Here is an 18,378-nt window from a genome sequence, read left to right on the forward strand (position 1 = left end):
CTCAGGCGCGGGCGAGGTCGTCTTCGAGAGCGACCCACGCGAGCATCGCGCACTTCACGCGGGCCGAGAACTTCGACACCCCCGACAGGGCCGCGGCATCCGCAAACGTCTCCTCATCCAGGGGAATACTGCCGCGCGAGCGCAGCGCCTCGCGGAACCCTTCGATCAGGTTCGTCACCTGCTCGCGCGGGAGGCCCTCCTCGCCACCGTCTTCTTCGATGAGCGCGGCGAGCATCGAGGCCGATGCCTGTGAGATCGAGCATCCGCTGCCCTCCCACGTGACCTCGCGCACGGTTTCACCGTCGTCGCTCAGCCGCAGACGGAGCGTGACTTCATCGCCGCAGATCGGGTTGCGCTGGTGCGAGGTGGCCGTGCGGCCGACCTCTTCGCCCAGCCCCTTGCCGTGCGGGCGCTTGGAGTGTTCGAGGATCAGCTCTTGGTACAGGGATTCGAGGCTCATGAGACTCCGAAGAACGATCGGATGCCGGCGACGCCTTCGAGGAAGGCGTCGATGTCGGCGTCGGTGTTGTACAGGGCGGCGCTGGCGCGCACCGAGGCGGTGATGCCGAAGCGGCGGTGCAGGGGCTGTGCGCAATGGTGCCCCACCCGCACGGCGATGCCGCGCGCGTCGAGGAACTGGCCGGCGTCGTGCGCGTGCACGCCGTCGACGTCGAAAGCGGCGAGTCCGACGCGCGGCGCCGCGCTGCCATCGTCGAGGATCGCGTCGCCGAGGATCCGCACGCCCTCGATCTCGCGCAGCCCCTCGATCATGCGGTGGCCGAGGCGCTCTTCGTGCGCGTGGATCGCGGGCACCCCGACGCCGTCGAGATAGCGAACGGCAGCGGCGAACGCGATCGCCTGCGAGACGGGCTGCGTGCCCGCTTCGAACTTCTGCGGGGCGGGCAGGAAACCTGCTTCGTCGAGGGTGACCGTCGTCACCATCGACCCGCCGGTGAGGAACGGCGGCAGCGCGTCGAGGATCTCTGCCCGCCCGTACAGCGCGCCGATCCCGTACGGCCCCATCATCTTGTGGGCCGAGAATGCGGCGAGGTCCACGCCGAGGGCCTGCAGGTCCAGCGGCAGGTGCGGGGCGGACTGGCAGGCGTCCATGACGGTGAGGGCACCGGCATCCTTCGCCATCGCGATCAGCTGCTCGACGGGGTTAACGAGCCCCAGCACGTTCGACACGTGCGTGAAGGCGACGACCTTCGTGCGTTCGCCGATCAGTTGCGCGGCAGCGGTCATATCGAGCGTGCCGTCATCGAGGACGGGGATGTGGCGCAGGGTCGCGCCGGTGCGCGCGGCGAGCTCTTGCCACGGAATGAGGTTGGCGTGGTGCTCGGCCTCGGTGACGACGATCTCGTCGCCAGCCTTCAGCGCGAACGGCGTGCTTGCCGGGGCGCCGCGCCCGACGCTGGCGTTACCCAGCGAGTACGCGACGAGGTTGAGGGATGCCGTCGCCCCGCTCGTCCACACGAGATCATCGGCCCGCGCGCCGACGAATCCGGCGACCGCTTCGCGGGCGTCTTCGAACAGGTCGGTGGCCTCTGCTGCGAGCGTGTGCGCGCCGCGGTGAACGGCGGAGTTCGTGCGCGTGAGGAAGTCGAGCTCGGTATCGAGCACGACGCGCGGCTTCTGGCTGGTCGCACCCGAGTCGAGGTAGATCAGCGGCGCTCCGTTGACGTTCTGCTCGAGCAGGGGAAAGTCCGCGCGTAGCGCGGCGGCGTCAAGGGTCGGGGCGGTCGGGGTGCTCACCCTTCCAGGCTACGCCGTCGCGCCTGGGCAAGGGCGGCGAGCGTCACAGGAGAGCGGCGAGCGTCACGGGAGAGCGGCGAGCGTCACGCGAGGGCTACGAGCGTCATGCCAGGAACTCGCGCGCGGCGACGACGAGGTTCTCCACGCCGTTGGCGAGGGTGGGCTGCATCACCGGCGCGAAGTACGGCGAGTGGTTCGTCGGCACGTCGCGCTCGATGGTTCCGGATGCTTTCGCCCGGGCATACAGGTCGGGGTCCGCTCCGCCCCAGAACCAGTAGACGAGCGGCACCCCGGCTTCGCGCGCGAACCACGACACGTCCTCGCTGCCGGTGAACATTCCGGGGTCGACGACGGCGGCTTCGCCGAACGCCTTCTGGAACGCGGAGCGCAGCCGGTTCGTCGAGTCGACGTCGTTGATCGTGGGCGGCAGTGAGTGGTCGATCGTGATCACGGGCGTGGTGTCTGCGCCGGATGCCGCGGCCTCGGCATTGACGACGCGCTCGACCTTCTGCATGATGCGCTCGCGCGCGGCCTCGTCCGGGTAACGCAGGCTCAGTTCGAGCGTCGCCTCGGCCGGGATGATGTTGTTCTTGAGCCCGGCGTGGATCGATCCCACCGTCACCACCGCGACATCGCGCGGGTCGACTTCGCGAGAGACGATCGTCTGCAGGCGCATCACCGTGGCGGCGGCCATAACCACCGGGTCGATCGTCGAGTGGGGGCGCGACCCGTGTCCGCCCCGGCCGTGCAACACCACACGCAGCCCGTCGGACGCGGCCATCTGCGTACCCGAGCGCACGCCGATCGTCCCGGCCGGTAGTGGAGTCACGTGCTGGCCCAGCACGATGTCGGGGCGGGGGAAGCGGTCGAACACGCCGTCGGCGATCATCGCCTGGGCGCCCGCGCCGTACTCTTCGGCGGGCTGGAAGACCACCACGACCGTGCCCTGCCATTCGTCGTGCGTGTGCAGCAGGCGCTCGATCGCGCCGATCATCGCGCTGATGTGCATGTCGTGGCCGCACGCGTGCATGACGGGGACGTCGAGGCCCGCGGGGTCGACGCCGCGCACGGTGCTGGCGTAGTCGAGACCGGTGCGCTCTTCGACGGGGAGTCCGTCGGTGTCGGCGCGCAGCCACACCACCGGCCCCTCGCCATTGCGGATCACCGTCGCGATGCCCGTCTTGCCGATGCCCTCTTCGTATTCGAGCCCGAGCGCGTCGAGATGCCTGGTGATGACGCCCGCCGTGCGCGTCTCTTGAAAGGACAGTTCGGGGTGCCGGTGCAGGTCGGTGTACAGAGCGTCGAGGTCGATCGTCATGCAGTCGAGCCTACGCGGGGCATGCCGCGGTGTCAGCGGCCGCACTCGGCGAGGGCGCTCAGCCGAGGTGCCGAGCCGTGGATCCGCGCACGATGAGTTCGTAGGGGAGCTGCCCCGGCTCGTGCGGCACGGGCGTGGCATCCGTCGTCTCGAGATCGCTCACGAGCGCCTCGGCCGCCCGCTCGCCCTGGCCCAGGGGGAACTGGTCGACCGTCGTCAGGCGGAAGAATTCCCCCAGCTCGTGACCGTCGATCCCGACGATCGACAGGTCGTCGGGGACGCGATAGCCGAGCTCTCGTGCGGCGAGAATCGCGCCGATCGCCATCTCGTCCGACGCCGCGAAGATCGCCGTCGGGCGTACGCCGGGTGTTCCGAGCAGCTGCTTGGCGGCGCGGAACCCGCCCTCGATGGTGAAGTCGGCGGGCTCGTACAGGCTCGCTTGCGGAGCCAGGCCGGCATCGCGCAGCGCGTGCTCGAACCCCAGCCGGCGCTGCGTGGGCACGTGGAAGTCGATGTCGAACTCGGGGTTCGCGCCGATGTGGGCGATGTCGCGGTGCCCGAGCGAGAGCAGGTGCTCCGTCGCGAGGCGCGCGACGGCAGAGTCATCGACCGTCAGCGTCGTCAGGTGAGGGTTCGGGCCGCCGATCGCGATCACCGGCAGACCGAGCCCGCGAAGCAGCGTCGTCTCGGCATCGTCGAGCTCGATCGAGATCGCGACGATGCCATCCACGCGCTGGCGCCGAAGGAACGTCTCGAACACCTGGCGCCGCTCGGCGCGGTCGCTCGTGAGGTTGTACAGCGTGATGTCGTACCCGCGTCGCATGAGCGCAGAGGCGATACCGCTCAGCACCGTGGAGAAGAACCACCGGTCGAGGAACGGCACGAGCACACCCACGTTGCGCATGCGCCCGGATGCCAGGGAAGACGCCGACGCCGACACCACATATCCGAGGTGTGACGCCGCCGCCTCTACCCGTGCGCGCGTGGGCGCGGACACATTTCCGCGCCCACTCAGGGCGCGCGAGACGGTGGCCGTCGAGACGCCCGCATGCCGCGCGACTTCATCGATGCTCACCATCGTGCGCTCCCGCTCTGTGTCAGCTGGCGATCCACACCGTGGTGTCGCCGGGGAGTGCGCCATCCTCGAGGGGGCCGCTGGCGATCAGCACCGTGCTTCCTTCGGGGAGAGCAATGGGCTGGGTGCCGGTGTTCGCCACGACGGTGACATCGCCATTGCGGAAGGCGACGGCATCCTCTCCGAACCCTTCGACCCACTCGAGCGTGCCCGCGCCCAGGGCGTGCTGCTTGCGGGCGGCAAGAATGGCGCGGTACAGCGACAGCGTCGAGGTCGGGTCGTCCTGCTGCGCAGAGCGGGCGAGCTGCGCCCACTCGGCAGGCTGAGGCAGCCACGACTCGCCGGTGGTGTTGAAGCCGTAGGCGGCGCCGTCGGCGGTCCACGGAATCGGCACGCGGCAGCCGTCGCGACCGTAGCGCTCGCCGTTGGTGCGGAACCACGTGGGGTCTTGGCGGGCTTCACCGGGGATGTGCACGACCTCGGGCAGGCCGAGCTCTTCGCCCTGGTACAGGTACGACGATCCGGGCAGTGCGAGCATCAGCGTGGTCGCCGCGCGAGCGCGCGCGAGGCCGACCACCGCGTCGGGCTGACCGGGCGAGTCCGGCCCGATGCCGTGCCCCTGGGGGTTCTCCGCCGTAAGTGCGAGGCGCGAAGCGTGACGCACCACGTCGTGGTTCGACAGCACCCACGTACTGGGGGCACCGACGGCGCCGTACGCCGCCAGCGAGTCATCGACGACGGCGCGCAGGGCCGCGGCATCCCACTTCGTCTCGAGGTACGCGAAGTTGAAGGCCTGGTGCATCTCGTCCGGTCGCACCCAGAGGGCCGTCTTCTCAGGGGTCGGCAGCCACGCCTCCGCGCACAGGGCGCGGTCGCCGTCGTACTCGGCGACCAGCGTGTGCCAGTCGCGGTAGATCTCGTGGACGCCCTCTTGGCCCCAGTACGGCACGTCGGCTTCTTCACCGCCCATCGATCCCGCTTCGGGGTCGGGCGAGTAATCGGGCAGGCCGTCGGCCTTGATCATGCCGTGGGCGACGTCGACGCGGAACCCGTCGACACCACGGTCCAGCCAGAAGCGCAGCACGCGGCGGAACTCTTCGCGCACCTCTTCGTTCGTCCAGTCGAAGTCGGGCTGAGACGAGTCGAACAGGTGCAGGTACCACTGGCCGGGGGTGCCGTCGGTCTCGGTGACGCGCGTCCACGCCGGGCCCCCGAAGACCGAGTCCCAGTTGTTCGGCGGTACGTCGCCGTTCTCACCCTTGCCATCGCGGAACATGTAGCGCGCGCGCTCGCGGCTGCCCGGCGCCGCGGCCAGGGCCTGCTGGAACCACTCGTGCTGGTCGGACGAGTGATTGGGTACCAGGTCGACGATCACTCGGATGCCGCGCCCGTGCGCCGCGGCGAGCATGGCGTCGAAGTCATCCAACGTGCCGAACAGCGGGTCGACGTCGCAGTAATCCGAGACGTCATACCCGGCATCCTTCTGCGGGGACTTCTGGAACGGGCTCAGCCAGATCGCATCGATTCCGAGGTCGGCGAGGTCGTCCATGCGCGACGTGATGCCGGGCAGATCGCCGATGCCATCGCCCGAGGCGTCCGCGAAGGAGCGGGGATAGATCTGGTAGATGACGGCGGTACGCCACCACTCTGAGCCGGGCGTCACAGCGACGTCGGTGGATGCATTCATGGGAGAGCTCATCTCATGAGAATAATGCAAGCGCTTACATTCCGGGAAGGGATCGTTTGCCGGGGCCCCAGCGCCCGACCGCGAGCACGCCCAGGGGTATCGTGATCGAGTGACCACAGCCCTGCAACGCGCGGAGTCGCTGATCCGCACGATACCCGACTACCCCGAACAGGGAGTGCTGTTTCGCGACATTACTCCACTTCTGGCCGACGCCGCCGCGCACCGCGCGGTCATCGACGCGATGATCGCGCCGTTCGCGGGGCAGTTCGACGTGGTGGCCGGTATCGAGGCGCGCGGCTTCCTGCTCGCCGGGGCGATCGCCGTGGCGGCGGATGTGGGGCTGGTGCCGATTCGCAAGGCGGGCAAGTTGCCGCGGCCGGCGGCATCCGTGGACTACGCGCTCGAGTACGGCACGGCGACGATCGAAGCGCATGACGACATGGCATCCGGCGCGCGCGTTCTGCTCGTCGATGACGTGTTGGCGACCGGCGGCACGCTGGTGGCGGCGCATTCGCTGGTGTCGCAGCTGGGCGGGAGCGTCGTGGGTACCTCGGTGCTGATGGAGCTGGTCGCCCTGGGCGGTCGCGCCGCCGTCGGCGACGTCCACGCCGTCTTCACGGCCTGACGCTGGCCGCGCTCGCGCGGCCCGGCGCGGCGCGGGTTCGCCGACCCGTTCGTTGGTCGCATTCTGCGGGATTTGGCGCACGCGACCGGCGTGTCGTGACATATGAACGCGCGCGGGGCAAGCTGCGCGGCCACGCCGCTGTCCCCCGACCCGCCAGCCCGTTCGTTGGTCGCACTTTGCGGGATTTGGCGCACGCGACCGGCGTGTCGTGACATATGAACGCGCGCGGGTCGCGGGTCGCGGGTCAGGGCGCGAGAGAAGCGGGCGGGCGGCACAGCCTCAGCGCTTGCCGACCTTCTGCTCGGCCATTTTGCGCATCACGTCGAGAAAACTCGGCGCGTAGTCGCCCCATGACTGGCTGACCTTCGCGAGATCGAGTTTGCCGGTGTGCACGTGCTCGCACAGGCGCATCCATGCTTCGCCGGTCGCCGCGGTCAGCGCGAACGCGACCGACGCGCCAATGACGCTCCCGGCGCCGGGAATCAGCTTGATGAAGCTGCGCGCGAGGGCCTGTCCGGTGAACTGCACGCCCAGTTGGGCGATGGCGCCGGCCGACATCATCGTCTTCATCTCGAGGTCGTAGATGGTGGCGATCCGGCCCATCATTCCGAGCTGGATCGGCGCCAGGGCCACCGAATCGGCGACCGGGATGGGCGTCGCAGCTGCGGCAGCCGCCAGTCCGGCGGCACCCGTGATGACAGGCCGCGCCATTTCGCGCTTCCAGGGGAGGTTGAGTCGCTGTGCGATGCGAAAGGCATCCTTCTCGTCTTCGGGCGAAAGGGCGAGGGTCTCCGCGACGAGATCACCGAGGCCGAACCCCGAACCCTTTCCGTGCTTGTCGCTGGTCGAGGTGAGGATCACGCGCTGATACGGAATATGGATCGGCTGACCGGAGCCGTCGACCGGGTTCTCAAGCCACTCCACGAACTGCTCGACGCCCTTGGGTACGGAACGCTTGCCGGGTACGACGCTCTTTCCCCAGTCGACCTTGGTGAGCACGAGGATCACCGGCAGGCCCTCGGCATCGAGCTCGCGGATCATCGCGATGTCGGCCGGGGTGAGGCGATCGTCGTTCGCCTTCACGCAGTACCAGACCACCGAGATCTGCCGGTCGGCGGGGTACTCGGCGATCTTCTTCAGGTTCGCGCGCAGCTGTTCGGCGGGGGCGACCTGCGAGCCGATCTCGAAGCCTTCGACATCCCAGATGCCCAGCGAATCGTCGTGGTAGTACTGCACGCCGCGCGTGACGGGCAGCCCCTTGCCGACCTCGGCCCAGTCGCGCCCGAACACGGCGTTGACGAGCGACGACTTGCCGACGCCCGATGCCCCGATGATCGCGAGGTTGAAGCGGCCGTACCGCGACCGCGCGTCGGCGGTGGCATCGAGGAACGCCTGATCATCGATCGGCGAGTCCCCTGCAGGGAGCTGTGACTCAGAGGGCATAGAGGGATTCTCTCGCCTCTCGGTGATATTCGGGGCTTTTCGCGCCCATCCAGCGCTCTCGCTAGACGAAGGTCGGCAGGTCGACCCAGGCGTCGGGTGCGGCATCCACTCCATCTCGTGTGACCGTGCCCTCGATGAGGCCGTACGGGCGATCGGCCGCCCAGAAGACCTCGCCCGGGTTCTCGAGTCCGAAGGGCGCGAGGTCGTACGCGAAGTGGTGTTTGTTCGGCATCGAGAAGCGCACTTCGGCGATCTCGGGGCGCGCTTCGATGGCGGCGCGACCCATCGCGAACAGGGTCTGCTGCAGGGCCATCGAGTGCACGGTCGCGAACGTCGACAGCAACACCTCGAGCACCTCGGCGTACAGCGCGTTGTAGTCGATGCCGGCGTCGACGGCGTCGGGAAGGTAACGCCAGCGTCCGGTGACCGAGGTCGCCATGATGCGGTCGGTGGTTTCGACGAGCGTCGTGTACTTGTCGCGCGGGAATCCGTGGAACTCCGATCCCGTCGACTTCAACACCGTGAGGTCTTTCACCCCGCCGGTGACGGTAATCGACCACGCTGCCGGCGGGCCCGGCAACGAGCCGTTGCGCACGGCGCTGGCTCAGGCAACATATGACGGCACGCCTGGGCATCCGGTCATCATCGGGTCCGCGCACTTCGCCGCTCTGGTCGAAACGCTCGACGGCGATCGCGGAGCGGGTTTGTATCTTCGGGCTCACGGCGCGTTGCGGGTGGAGTGCGGCGACCTGTGGTCGGGCGCCGACGTCGATCGCCCGTCCGCGCGCAACGATTGAGCTGGCGCGGGACACATGCCATGCTGAACGCGGAGGCGACGATGACGACCGAGAAGCGCACACTCTGGCAGCGGCTGGCGCGACGCACGCCCAAGCCGAAGCCCACCCACGAGGAGATGCGCATCGCCCAGGAGGCGCGCCGGGACGCGGGGCGAAAGGGCAGCGCCTTCGGCTCGCCCATGCAAGGCAACGGGTTCAGCAACCCCTACTGAGCGCCGACCCAGCGCGGCGCGCAACGCCGTCCCGGGTGCGTACGCTCGAGACGTGGAGATTTTCGCCGCGATCGTGCTGTTCGCAAACGCCCTGTTCAACGTCGTCGTGTGGCCACGGTTCTACCGTCGCATCGCCACGGATGCCCGTGCGGGGCAGCCTGGATCGCGGACAGCGTTCTACCGCGTGCACGTGGTACTGATCACGATTGCGATCGTCCTCGCCGTGGCTTCGGCTATCGCGGGCGTGCTCCTGCTCGTGTGAGCGTCGAGCGCTGAGCGCTGACCGGCTGAGCGGGCGGCCTATCCGCCGAGGACGACGTTCAGCGGGGCGTCGCCCACAAGCATCCGCTCGATCTGACGCTTCACCAGGCGCGCGACCCGCGGGCGCATGGCGCTCGAGTTGCCCCCCACGTGCGGGGCAATCAGCACACCGGGGAACGACCACAGAGGGTGGCCCTCGGGCAGCGGCTCGGGGTCGGTGACATCGAGCGCGGCCCGAATCCGCCCGCGAGAGACGTGGTCGACGAGGGCCTCAGTGTCAACGAGAGACCCACGGCCGACGTTGACGATCAACGCGCCGTCGGGGAGCGCCGCGAGGAACGCATCATCGACGATGTGTCGGGTCGCGTCTCCTCCCGGAAGGGTGAGGATCACCACCTCGGCCTCGGGCAACAGAGACGGCAGCTCGTCGATGCCGTGCACCGCGACTCCGTCTTCGACGCGGGCTCGAGTGGCGACGGCGGTCAGGTCCACTTCGAAGCCGCTCAGACGTGCGGCGACCGCCTTGCCTACGCCGCCCCAGCCGAGCAGCAGCACGCGTCGATCAGCCAGGCTCTCGGTGAAGATGCTGTTCCAGCGCCCGGCGGCGGTGTCGACAGCGAACGTGTCGATGCGGCGCTGCGCGGCGATCGCGAGCCCGACCGCGAGCTCGGCGGTCGACGTCTCATGCACCGACGCGGCGTTGGCGAACACGAGACCGTCGGGGAGCAGGTCACCAACGCCCTCGTACCCGATCGACTGGCCCTGCACCAGGGCGACGTCGACGCCCTCGAGGCGCTCGAGTACGCGCGCCATCGACATGTACGGAGGCACGACGATGTCGAACTGGTCGCGCGGGGCCGCGGCATCCATCGGCCATACGATCACCTCAACACCCTCGGGCAGGTGCTCAAGATCCGCCGCCAATTGATCGGTGGGAACGCTGACGACGAGGGGGCGGGTGCTCACCCCACCACGCTATCCCGCCCGCGTGGTGGTGCCAGTGCTACGGTCGCAAACGATGGGCTCGACATTCGGGTTCACGATCACTGTTTTCGGAAGGTGCTCATGGTCGCTGCCTTGGGAATTCTCGCGTATCTCGTGGTGATTGTGCTCGTTATCGCCGTGTTGATCACGATCATTCGCTTCTCGGTGAAACTTGCGCTGCGCGATCACGCTGAGTATCGCGAGAACCTTGCGTGGGCCCGTCGGCATGCGTGTCCGGAATGTGGTGCGCCGTCGGGCCAGGGGTGCATTCGGCAGGGAAAGAACGTTCCCGACCCCGTCCTTCGCCACCCCGGGCGGATTGCGCTCGACAACAAGATCGCATCGGTACTGCCGTAGCGCGTCGCGGGGCGATACTCTCGCCACAACCCGACACGCATAGGAGGCCGTCATGGTTCCCGAGATCAATTACTGGGCGGTCATCATCGCCACCCTCTCGACGATGATCGTCGGATCGGTTTGGTACGCCCCGCCCGTCTTCGGCACCCGCTGGGCGAAGCTCGCCAAGGTCGACATGAACGCCGAAAAGACGGCACTGCAGGCCTGGATGCCGATCATCGTGACGGTGTTCGTGAGCTTCTTGTCGGCCTGGGTGCTGGCCGGCGCGACCGCCATCGCATGGCACTTCTACGGCGGAGGCTGGCTGCTCAACGCCCTCGGCACGGCAGTGATCCTGTGGGCGGGGTTCACGGCGGCGCGGTTCATCACGCACGATCAGTTTGAGGGCCGCCCCTCATCGCTGACCGTCATGAATATTGCGCACGAGTTGGTGACGTTCCTGGTCATGGCGCTCATCATCGGCGTCTGGCCGCCGGCGGGCACCGTCTGACGGCGGAACCGTTCCGTTGTCCCGGTCTGCGGGACACCTTCACGCGGCCGAGCGCGCCTACCAACGGCGAAACACGGTGGCTGCACTGAGGCACACTGTCTGGCGCTGTGTTTCGGCGCACGCAGCGTGTTTCGGCCCGCAGCGTGGGTCCTCAGCCACGCCTGGCGCTGTGTTTCAGCGCGCGCGGTGTGTTTCGAGGCGGCGGGATGGCAGGACGGCGGGATGCCGCGGGCGGCGGGATGCCGAGGCGACGGGATGCCGCGGGCAGAGAACGCCGGAGGGGCCGGGATGCTACGCCGCGGCGACGACGGCGGCGATTGCCGAGGTGAAGAACGGCAGGCCGTCGATGCCCGAGCGCATGGCCGCAGCCGTGTTCGGACCGAACCCGGCCTCGACCGCGTGCTCGGGGTGCGGCATGAGGCCGACCACGTTGCCGCGCTCGTTGGTGATTCCGGCGATGTCGCGCAGCGACCCGTTGGGGTTGACGCCCGCGTAGCGGAAGGCCACGAGCCCTTCGCCCTCGAGGCGGTCGAGCTCGTCCTCTGACGCGATGTACCCGCCGTCGGCGTTCTTCAGCGGGATGATGATCTCTTGCCCGGCGGTGAAGTCTGACGTCCACGCCGTGGTGGCGTTCTCGACGACGAGCCGCTGGTCGCGACGGATGAACTGCTGGTGCGCGTTTCGGATCAGTCCGCCGGGGAGCAAGTGTGCTTCGACGAGCATCTGGAAGCCGTTGCAGATGCCGAGCACGGGCATGCCGGCGGCGGCGGCATCCTTCACCTCAGCCATGATCGGAGCAAGCGCAGCGATCGCACCCGCGCGCAGGTAGTCGCCGTAGCTGAAGCCACCGGGCAGAACGAGCGCGTCGACACCGTCGAGGTCGTGCGAGCCGTGCCACAGTGCGACCGGCTCGCCACCGGCCACGCGAATGGCGCGCTGCGCGTCGCGATCGTCGAGCGAGCCGGGGAAAGTGATGACCCCGACGCGGGTGGTCACTCGACCACCTCGATGCCGACGACGTCTTCGATGACGGAGTTCGACAGGATTTCGTCAGCGACGCGCTTCGCCTCGGCGAGCACATCCTCGGTGACCTCGCCCTCGACGGTCAGCTCGAAGCGCTTGCCGATGCGGACGGAAGTGAAATCCGATACGCCCAGACGCGAGAAAGCGCCGGCGACGGCTTTTCCCTGCGGGTCCAGCAGCTCGGCCTTGGGCATGACGTCGACGACGATGGTGGGCATTGCAGGCTCCGGATGTCGCGGAAAAGGGATGCCGCAAGTCTACTGGCCGCGCGCACCCACTCTCAGCCGCGAGACGCGAAGCGCCGTGATCAAACCGTGACCGCGTCGTGGGAGCGCTCCCTTGACAGGCGTGGGAGCGCTCCCCTACGGTGGCTGTCGTCCGGTGGGAACGCTCCCACGGCACCGCGGCCGAAGACATCAGCGTCCCGACCGCGCGACCTGCAACACAACCCTGACAACACAAAGGAGTGACAGTGAATACTCGCGCCTTCCGCAGAAGCGCAGTGGCCGTCGCCGCTTTCTCAGCCTCTGCCATCGTCCTCGCCGGCTGCGCCGGAAGTGACACCCCCAGCGAATCGGGCGCCGCCACCGACGAGGACATCACCCTCACCGTGGCGACGTTCAACGACTTCGGCTACACCGACGAGCTCCTCCAGGAGTACATGGACGCCAACCCGAACATCACGGTCGTCCACAACCGCGCCGCCGAGTCGGGCGACGCACGCGCCAACTACTTCCAGAAGCTCGGCAAGGGCGGCCTCGCTGACGTCGAGGCCGTCGAGATCGACTGGTTCGCCGAGGCGATGCAGTACTCCGACCTGCTTGCCGAGGCACCCGACTCGGTCAAGGGCCGCTGGCTCGACTGGAAGGAAGCCGCAGCGACCGATGGCGACGGTCGCCTCGTCGGCTTCGGTACCGACATCGGCCCACAGGGCATCTGCTACCGCGCCGACCTGTTCGAAGCGGCCGGGCTACCCAGCGACCGCGAGGGCGTCGCCGACCTCTTCAACGGCGACTGGGAGAACTTCCTCGACGTTGCTGACCAGTACCAGGCGGCCACCGGCAAGCCGATGATCGACTCGGCCAACTCGGTGCTGCAGGGCATCGTGAACCAGATCGAGTACACCTACACCGAGCCCGACGGCACCGTCATCGCGACCGAGAACCCCGAGATCGCCAACGCGTACCAGCTCGTCACCGAGCGCGCCGTTCCGAACTCGGCCTACGCCGGCCAGTGGTCGGACGACTGGTTCGCCTCGATGGCCAACGGCGAGTTCGCCACGATGCTCTGCCCTGGCTGGATGCTGGGTGTCATTTCGGGCAACGCCGCTGACGTGACCGGGTGGGACATCGCCGACGTCTTCCCCAACGGTGGTGGCAACTGGGGTGGGTCGTACCTGACCGTTCCCGCTGACGGTGAGAACGTCGACGCCGCCCTCGCGCTCGCTGACTGGCTGACCGCTCCCGAGCAGCAGATGAAGGCCTTCGCCAACGCGGGCACCTTCCCGAGCCAGCTCGAGGCGCTCGAAAGCGACGAGCTCGCCGGCGCGACGAACGAGTACTTCAACGATGCGCCGACCGGTGAGATCCTGTCGAACCGCGCCGCTGCGGTGACGGTCGCCCCCTACAAGGACGCCATGTACTTCCAGTACCACGACGCCCTGCAGAACGCGGTGACGCGCGTCTTCGACGGAACCGAAGACGAAGCCACCTCGTGGGACACGTGGGTCGCAGAGGTTCAGGCTTTCTGATCGCCTGACCCGGGTGGGTCGCGCACAGCGGCCCGCCCGGGCACCTCTCCACCTCACCCGACCCCGCAGAGACCACCGAGACCCCGCCGATACGGAGCCCCTCGTGACCGCGACAGACACTCGCCCCCGGACGACACCGGCATCGCGCCCGCCACGCCCGGACAAGAACGTGCGCGTCCTCTCGTTCAGCCAGAAGCTGAGCAAGTGGGACCTCAAGTTCTCGCCGTACCTCTACATCTCGCCGTTCTTCATCATGTTCGCCATCGTGGGGCTCTTCCCGATCGCGTTCACGGCGGTGATCTCGTTCCAGGACTGGGACCTCGTCCGCAACTCCGGTGAGTTCGTCGGCTTCGAGCAGTACATCTGGATCCTCAACGACCCCAAGTTCTGGACGGCGCTGCGCAACACGTTCAGCATCTTCCTGCTGTCGTCGGTGCCGCAGTTGATTCTGGCGATCTTCATCGCCGCGATGCTCGACCGCAACATCCGCGCCAAGACGTTCTGGCGTATGAGCGTGCTGCTCCCCTTCGTGATGGCGCCCGTCGCGGTCGCCCTGATCTTCAGCAACATGTTCGGCGACAACCACGGCCTGGTGAACAACACCCTCGCCGCCATCGGGCTGAACCCGATCCCGTGGCACGTCGACCCGTTCTGGAGTCACATCGCCATCGCCACGATGGTCAACTTCCGCTGGACCGGCTACAACGCCCTCATTCTCTTGGCCGCCATGCAGGCCGTGCCGCGCGAGTACTACGAAGCGGCCACCGTCGACGGCGCCGGCGCATTCCGCCAGTTCTGGAACATCACGCTGCCCTCGCTCAAGCCGACGCTGATCTTCGTGATCATCACGTCCACCATCGGCGGACTGCAGATTTTCGACGAACCGCGCATGTACGACAACGTCGGGCAGGGCGGTGCCGCGCAGCAGTGGCTCACCATCACGCTGTACCTCTACAACATCGGCTGGGGCGACTTCAATTTCGGTCGCGCCGCGGCCCTGGCCTGGATTCTGTTCATCATCATCCTGGTCATCGGACTGATCAACCTCATCATCACGCGGCGCTTGGTGCGCGATGAAGGAGGACGCGGCGTGGTCACACCCCGTCGCGGACGGAAGGGAGTTGCGCGATGAGTTCTGTCTCACCCCCGCTGGCCATCATGGAAGAAGGCATCCCGAACGATGCCGAAAAGAAGCGACGCAACAAGACCACCAAGATCCGCGGTGTCCGCGCCGGGTTCTGGGTCTACATGGGCCTGGGCGTCGTGGTCGTCTCGGCGATCTTCCCCTACTACTGGTCGTTCCTGATCGGTTCGGGCGATGCCAACACGATCAACGACCCGAACATGTCGTGGTTGCCCGGCGGCAACTTCATCGACAACGCGCTGTCGGTGATGAACGACCCGGCCGTCAACTTCTGGCTGGCGTTATGGAACTCGATCTACAGTTCGACGATCATCGCGGCATCCGTCGTCATCTTCTCGACGCTCGCCGGCTGGGCGTTCGCGAAGCTGAAGTTCCGCGGCGGCAAGGCTCTGCTCGCCTTCGTCGTGGCCACGATGGCCGTCCCGATGCAGCTCGGCGTGGTGCCGCTGTACATCCTGTTCTCCGACTGGGGATGGACCGGAACGATCGGCGCGATCATCGTCCCCTCGCTCATCACCGCGTTCGGCGTGTTCTGGATGACGCAGTACCTCACGCAGAGCGTGCCCGATGAGCTGATCGAGGCCGCCCGTGTCGACGGTGCGTCGCAACTGCGCACGTTCTGGACGGTCGGTGTGGTCGCCGCACGCCCCGCGGCAGCGATGCTGTTCCTCTTCACGTTCGTGAACGCCTGGAACCAGTTCTTCTGGCCGTTCATCGTCCTCGATCGCCAGAGCCCGACTCTCCCGGTGGCGCTGTCGCTGCTGCAGTCCAACTACTTCGTCGACTACTCCGTTGTGCTTGCAGGCGTACTCTTGGCCACGATTCCGTTGCTCATCCTGTTCGCCTTCGCCGGCAAGCAATTGGTCAGCGGCATCATGGCCGGCGCCGTCAAGGGCTGAGCCCGCGGCATCCACCAACCCTTCGTTTTCTTCACCTCATCACAGAGAGGACGCCGTACGCATGACCGCGACCGCCTCCCGCTCCTTCCCGCAGAACTTCCTGTTCGGGGCTGCCACCGCCGCCTTCCAGATCGAAGGCGCGGCCCAAGAAGATGGGCGCCGCGACTCGATCTGGGACGCCTTCTGTCGAATTCCGGATGCCGTGATCAACGGCGACACCGGTGATGTCGCATGCGACCACTACCACCGGTACCCCAGCGACGTCGCGTTGATGAAGCAGATGGGTCTGCAGACCTACCGCTTCTCGACGTCGTGGGCGCGCGTGCGGCCCGACGGTGGCGCGGTCAACGAGAAGGGCGTCGACTTCTACAAGCGTCTCGTCGACGAACTGCTCGGCGCCGACATTCTGCCGTGGCTCACGCTCTACCACTGGGACATGCCCCAGGCGCTGCAGGAGATCGGCGGCTGGACCAACCGCGACAACGTCGATCGCTTCACCGAGTACGCCCTCACCATGCACGATGCGCTGGGCGACCGCGTGAACGTGTGGACGACGCTCAACGAGCCGTGGTGCTCGTCGTGGCTGAGCTACACCGCCGGCATTCACGCGCCCGGTCACTACTCGATCGAAGAGGGCGCACTGGCATCCCACCACCTTCTGCTCGGCCACGGCCAGACCGTGCGCGAGCTGCGTGCGCGGGACGAGTCGCTGAACCTCGGCATCACGCTCAATCTCACGGTGGCCGAGCCGGTCGACCCCGCCGTCGAGGCCGACGTCGACGCCGCGCGCCGCATCGACGGCCAGTTCAACCGGTGGTTCCTCGACCCGATCTTCCGCGGCGAGTACCCCGCCGATGCGGTCGAAGACGTCAGAGCAGTGGATGCCGCGGCCATCGCCGCGTTCGAGAACGCCATCAAGCCGGGCGACCTCGAGATCATTTCGACGCCGATCGATTCGCTGGGTGTGAACTACTACCACGGTGAGTTCGTCGGCGGCACGGCGCCCGAGGTCGCACCGCAGGGCGGCGACGCCCCGACTGACCGCGTGAGTGCGTCTGCCTTCCCGGCTGCGCACACCGTCTTCTGGCACGATCGCGGGCTTCCGCGTACGTCGATGCACTGGGAGGTGCAGCCCGAGGGCCTCACGCAACTCCTCGAACGCGTATGGACCGAGTACGCGCAGCCGAAGGGTGTCACCTTGTACGTGACCGAGAACGGTGCGGCGTACGACGACGAACTCGTCACCGACGACGGCGAGGCGCGTGTGCACGACGACGAGCGCCGCGAGTTCCTCTCGGGGCACCTCGGCGCGATCCTCGATGCCATCGACGCGGGTGTCGACGTGCGCGGCTACTTCTACTGGTCGTTCCTCGACAACTTCGAGTGGGCGTGGGGCTACGAGAAGCGATTCGGTATCGTGCGAGTGGACTACGACACGCAGGAGCGCACGGTGAAGGACAGCGGGCGCGAGTATGCGAGGGTAATCGGGCAGCGGGCCCTGTAGGCCCACGCGCGGTCCCCACGAACGAGAGAAGCACGCGATGAGCCTGGAAACGGTGCGGGGCGCCGCTACGATCGAGGAGGTTGCCGCAGCTGCTGGCGTCTCGCGGTCAACGGTGTCGCGCGTCGTGAATGGCTCAACCGCGGTGAGCCCCGAGGCGTTGGAGGCGGTTCAGCGCGCGATCGCCGAACTGAACTACGTGCCCAACCGGGCGGCGAGGTCGCTCGCCAGTCGCCAAACTCATGCGGTCGCGCTGATCGTTCCCGAAGACACCAACCGGTTCTTCGGCGACCCGTTCTTCGCGGCGATCGTTTCGGGCATTCACTCGTGCCTCAACAAGTCCGATTACGTGATGAACCTCTTCATCGCGAGCGATGACCCCGGCGACAAGACCACGAGCTACGTGCGCAGCGGCGCCGTCGACGGCGCGATCATTGTGTCGCATCACAGCACCGACCTCTTCGTCGAGCGCATCGCCAACACCGTGCCGGTCGTCTACGGTGGCCGGCCGGTGCGCGAGCGCGAGAAGGACTACTACGTCGACGTCGACAACGTGCGTGGGGCGAAGGATGCCGTAACCCACCTCATCGAGTCGGGGTACTCCCAGATCGCCACCATCACCGGCCCCCTCACGATGCCCGCTGGCATCGACCGGCTCGAGGGGTTCCGCCAGGCGCTCGAGGCGGCCGGCCTCTCGGAACTCGCGGTGGAGGACGGCGGCTTCAGCGCCGAAGGCGGGGCGGAAGCAATGCGTCGGATGCTCGCCCGCGGCATCCGTCCCGATGCTCTTTTCGTCGCCAGCGACCTGATGGCACAGGGCGCGATGGGGGTGTTGAACGCGGCGGGGCTGCGGGTTCCGAGTGACGTCGCGATCGTCGGATTCGACGATTCTCCGGTGGCATCGACGGTGTCGCCGCGGCTCACCACGATGCGGCAGCCCTCGTTCGCGCAGGGGGAGCGCATGGCGCAAGTGCTACTCGACCGTCTCGCCGGGAAGCACCCGCGACACGTCACGATCCTCGAGACCGAACTGGTGCTGCGCGACTCGGTCTGAGTG

20 protein-coding genes and 1 pseudogene are annotated in these 18,378 nt (G+C 67.6%); 11 read left to right on the forward strand and 10 right to left on the reverse strand.

Annotated features, from left to right (window positions below):
* Position 1: 1 nt before the first annotated feature.
* From sufU to ON062_RS00145, 5 genes are all read right to left on the reverse strand, one after another.
* On the reverse strand, positions 2-460 hold the full coding sequence (gene sufU / locus ON062_RS00125) for a Fe-S cluster assembly sulfur transfer protein SufU (RefSeq protein ID WP_274645108.1): 459 nt from the start codon (positions 458-460) through the stop codon (positions 2-4).
* Complete coding sequence (locus ON062_RS00130; protein ID WP_274645109.1) at positions 457-1,755, reverse strand: aminotransferase class V-fold PLP-dependent enzyme; 1,299 nt, start codon at positions 1,753-1,755, stop codon at positions 457-459. Before ON062_RS00130 ends, sufU begins: the two co-directional genes overlap by 4 nt.
* Positions 1,756-1,858: 103 nt before the next feature.
* On the reverse strand, positions 1,859-3,073 hold the full coding sequence (locus tag ON062_RS00135; protein WP_274645110.1) for an amidohydrolase: 1,215 nt from the start codon (positions 3,071-3,073) through the stop codon (positions 1,859-1,861).
* Between the two features lie 58 nt (positions 3,074-3,131).
* On the reverse strand, positions 3,132-4,151 hold the full coding sequence (locus ON062_RS00140) for a LacI family DNA-binding transcriptional regulator (protein ID WP_274645111.1): 1,020 nt from the start codon (positions 4,149-4,151) through the stop codon (positions 3,132-3,134).
* 19 nt (positions 4,152-4,170) lie between these two features.
* Positions 4,171-5,847 (reverse strand): glycoside hydrolase family 13 protein, encoded by a 1,677-nt coding sequence (locus ON062_RS00145; RefSeq protein ID WP_274645112.1) that lies wholly within the window; start codon positions 5,845-5,847, stop codon positions 4,171-4,173.
* 97 nt (positions 5,848-5,944) lie between these two features.
* Here ON062_RS00145 and ON062_RS00150 point away from each other — a divergent pair, with 97 nt between their 5' ends.
* Positions 5,945-6,460 (forward strand): adenine phosphoribosyltransferase, encoded by a 516-nt coding sequence (locus ON062_RS00150; RefSeq protein ID WP_274645113.1) that lies wholly within the window; start codon positions 5,945-5,947, stop codon positions 6,458-6,460.
* A gap of 279 nt (positions 6,461-6,739) precedes the next feature.
* On the opposite strand, the gene ON062_RS00155 is transcribed toward ON062_RS00150, so the two are convergent.
* Positions 6,740-7,903 carry a GTPase gene (locus tag ON062_RS00155; RefSeq protein WP_274645114.1) on the reverse strand — a complete coding sequence of 388 codons (1,164 nt, stop codon included), beginning with the start codon at positions 7,901-7,903 and terminating at the stop codon, positions 6,740-6,742.
* A 61-nt stretch (positions 7,904-7,964) separates the two neighbouring features.
* A pseudogene (gene pucL / locus ON062_RS00160) lies at positions 7,965-8,450 on the reverse strand (factor-independent urate hydroxylase); the annotation flags it as partial.
* Between pucL and ON062_RS00165 the strand changes: the two are divergent.
* The 3 genes from ON062_RS00165 to ON062_RS00175 are packed head-to-tail and all read left to right on the forward strand — an operon-like array spanning position 8,425 to position 9,174.
* Entirely contained in the window at positions 8,425-8,700 is a 276-nt protein-coding gene (locus ON062_RS00165; protein WP_274645467.1) for a hypothetical protein, read from the forward strand. The pseudogene pucL and the gene ON062_RS00165 sit on opposite strands and share 26 nt — an antisense overlap.
* A gap of 41 nt (positions 8,701-8,741) precedes the next feature.
* Positions 8,742-8,912, forward strand: coding sequence for a hypothetical protein (locus tag ON062_RS00170; protein WP_274645115.1), 171 nt, complete (start codon positions 8,742-8,744; stop codon positions 8,910-8,912).
* A gap of 52 nt (positions 8,913-8,964) precedes the next feature.
* The gene (locus ON062_RS00175) at positions 8,965-9,174 is read left to right on the forward strand and encodes an SCO4848 family membrane protein (protein WP_274645116.1); all 210 of its coding nucleotides are present in this window, start codon (positions 8,965-8,967) and stop codon (positions 9,172-9,174) included.
* Positions 9,175-9,212: 38 nt separating this feature from the next.
* Here the strand turns inward: ON062_RS00175 and ON062_RS00180 are convergent, their stop codons facing one another.
* Entirely contained in the window at positions 9,213-10,139 is a 927-nt protein-coding gene (locus ON062_RS00180) for a 2-hydroxyacid dehydrogenase (RefSeq protein ID WP_274645117.1), read from the reverse strand.
* A gap of 99 nt (positions 10,140-10,238) precedes the next feature.
* Here ON062_RS00180 and ON062_RS00185 point away from each other — a divergent pair, with 99 nt between their 5' ends.
* On the forward strand, positions 10,239-10,514 hold the full coding sequence (locus ON062_RS00185) for a hypothetical protein (RefSeq protein ID WP_274645118.1): 276 nt from the start codon (positions 10,239-10,241) through the stop codon (positions 10,512-10,514).
* Between the two features lie 52 nt (positions 10,515-10,566).
* Entirely contained in the window at positions 10,567-11,004 is a 438-nt protein-coding gene (locus tag ON062_RS00190) for a DUF1761 domain-containing protein (protein WP_274645119.1), read from the forward strand.
* A gap of 291 nt (positions 11,005-11,295) precedes the next feature.
* Here ON062_RS00190 and purQ read toward each other — a convergent pair whose 3' ends face one another.
* Complete coding sequence (purQ, locus tag ON062_RS00195) at positions 11,296-12,000, reverse strand: phosphoribosylformylglycinamidine synthase subunit PurQ (RefSeq protein WP_274645120.1); 705 nt, start codon at positions 11,998-12,000, stop codon at positions 11,296-11,298.
* Positions 11,997-12,245 (reverse strand): phosphoribosylformylglycinamidine synthase subunit PurS, encoded by a 249-nt coding sequence (gene purS, locus ON062_RS00200; RefSeq protein ID WP_274645121.1) that lies wholly within the window; start codon positions 12,243-12,245, stop codon positions 11,997-11,999. Before purS ends, purQ begins: the two co-directional genes overlap by 4 nt.
* A gap of 254 nt (positions 12,246-12,499) precedes the next feature.
* On the opposite strand from purS, the gene ON062_RS00205 reads away from it, so the two are divergent.
* The 5 genes from ON062_RS00205 to ON062_RS00225 all read left to right on the forward strand — a co-directional run bounded on the left by ON062_RS00205 (position 12,500) and on the right by ON062_RS00225 (position 18,375).
* Positions 12,500-13,777: an ABC transporter substrate-binding protein gene (locus tag ON062_RS00205; RefSeq protein WP_274645122.1), complete on the forward strand. Its 1,278-nt coding sequence runs from the start codon at positions 12,500-12,502 to the stop codon at positions 13,775-13,777.
* Positions 13,778-13,880: 103 nt separating this feature from the next.
* Complete coding sequence (locus ON062_RS00210) at positions 13,881-14,909, forward strand: carbohydrate ABC transporter permease (RefSeq protein ID WP_274645123.1); 1,029 nt, start codon at positions 13,881-13,883, stop codon at positions 14,907-14,909.
* Positions 14,906-15,820 (forward strand): carbohydrate ABC transporter permease, encoded by a 915-nt coding sequence (locus ON062_RS00215; protein ID WP_274645124.1) that lies wholly within the window; start codon positions 14,906-14,908, stop codon positions 15,818-15,820. Before ON062_RS00210 ends, ON062_RS00215 begins: the two co-directional genes overlap by 4 nt.
* 61 nt (positions 15,821-15,881) lie before the next feature.
* Positions 15,882-17,324: a GH1 family beta-glucosidase gene (locus ON062_RS00220; RefSeq protein WP_274645125.1), complete on the forward strand. Its 1,443-nt coding sequence runs from the start codon at positions 15,882-15,884 to the stop codon at positions 17,322-17,324.
* A 37-nt stretch (positions 17,325-17,361) separates the two neighbouring features.
* Positions 17,362-18,375: a LacI family DNA-binding transcriptional regulator gene (locus ON062_RS00225; RefSeq protein ID WP_274645126.1), complete on the forward strand. Its 1,014-nt coding sequence runs from the start codon at positions 17,362-17,364 to the stop codon at positions 18,373-18,375.
* The last annotated feature ends 3 nt before the right edge of the window (positions 18,376-18,378 follow it).

This window comes from Microbacterium sp. C7(2022) (assembly GCF_028823665.1).
GTDB lineage: Bacteria > Actinomycetota > Actinomycetes > Actinomycetales > Microbacteriaceae > Microbacterium.

What these genes read in the sequence shown, in the direction of transcription:
- ON062_RS00135 (WP_274645110.1), bottom strand. Translation starts at nt 3,073, where the DNA reads ATGACGATCGACCTCGACGCTCTGTACACCGACCTGCACCGGCACCCC.
- ON062_RS00215 (WP_274645124.1), top strand. Translation starts at nt 14,906, where the DNA reads ATGAGTTCTGTCTCACCCCCGCTGGCCATCATGGAAGAAGGCATCCCG.
- ON062_RS00170 (WP_274645115.1), top strand. Translation starts at nt 8,742, where the DNA reads ATGACGACCGAGAAGCGCACACTCTGGCAGCGGCTGGCGCGACGCACG.
- ON062_RS00145 (WP_274645112.1), bottom strand. Translation starts at nt 5,847, where the DNA reads ATGAGCTCTCCCATGAATGCATCCACCGACGTCGCTGTGACGCCCGGC.
- ON062_RS00140 (WP_274645111.1), bottom strand. Translation starts at nt 4,151, where the DNA reads ATGGTGAGCATCGATGAAGTCGCGCGGCATGCGGGCGTCTCGACGGCC.
- sufU (WP_274645108.1), bottom strand. Translation starts at nt 460, where the DNA reads ATGAGCCTCGAATCCCTGTACCAAGAGCTGATCCTCGAACACTCCAAG.
- ON062_RS00190 (WP_274645119.1), top strand. Translation starts at nt 10,567, where the DNA reads ATGGTTCCCGAGATCAATTACTGGGCGGTCATCATCGCCACCCTCTCG.
- purS (WP_274645121.1), bottom strand. Translation starts at nt 12,245, where the DNA reads ATGCCCACCATCGTCGTCGACGTCATGCCCAAGGCCGAGCTGCTGGAC.
- ON062_RS00185 (WP_274645118.1), top strand. Translation starts at nt 10,239, where the DNA reads ATGGTCGCTGCCTTGGGAATTCTCGCGTATCTCGTGGTGATTGTGCTC.
- ON062_RS00155 (WP_274645114.1), bottom strand. Translation starts at nt 7,903, where the DNA reads ATGCCCTCTGAGTCACAGCTCCCTGCAGGGGACTCGCCGATCGATGAT.
- ON062_RS00225 (WP_274645126.1), top strand. Translation starts at nt 17,362, where the DNA reads ATGAGCCTGGAAACGGTGCGGGGCGCCGCTACGATCGAGGAGGTTGCC.
- ON062_RS00220 (WP_274645125.1), top strand. Translation starts at nt 15,882, where the DNA reads ATGACCGCGACCGCCTCCCGCTCCTTCCCGCAGAACTTCCTGTTCGGG.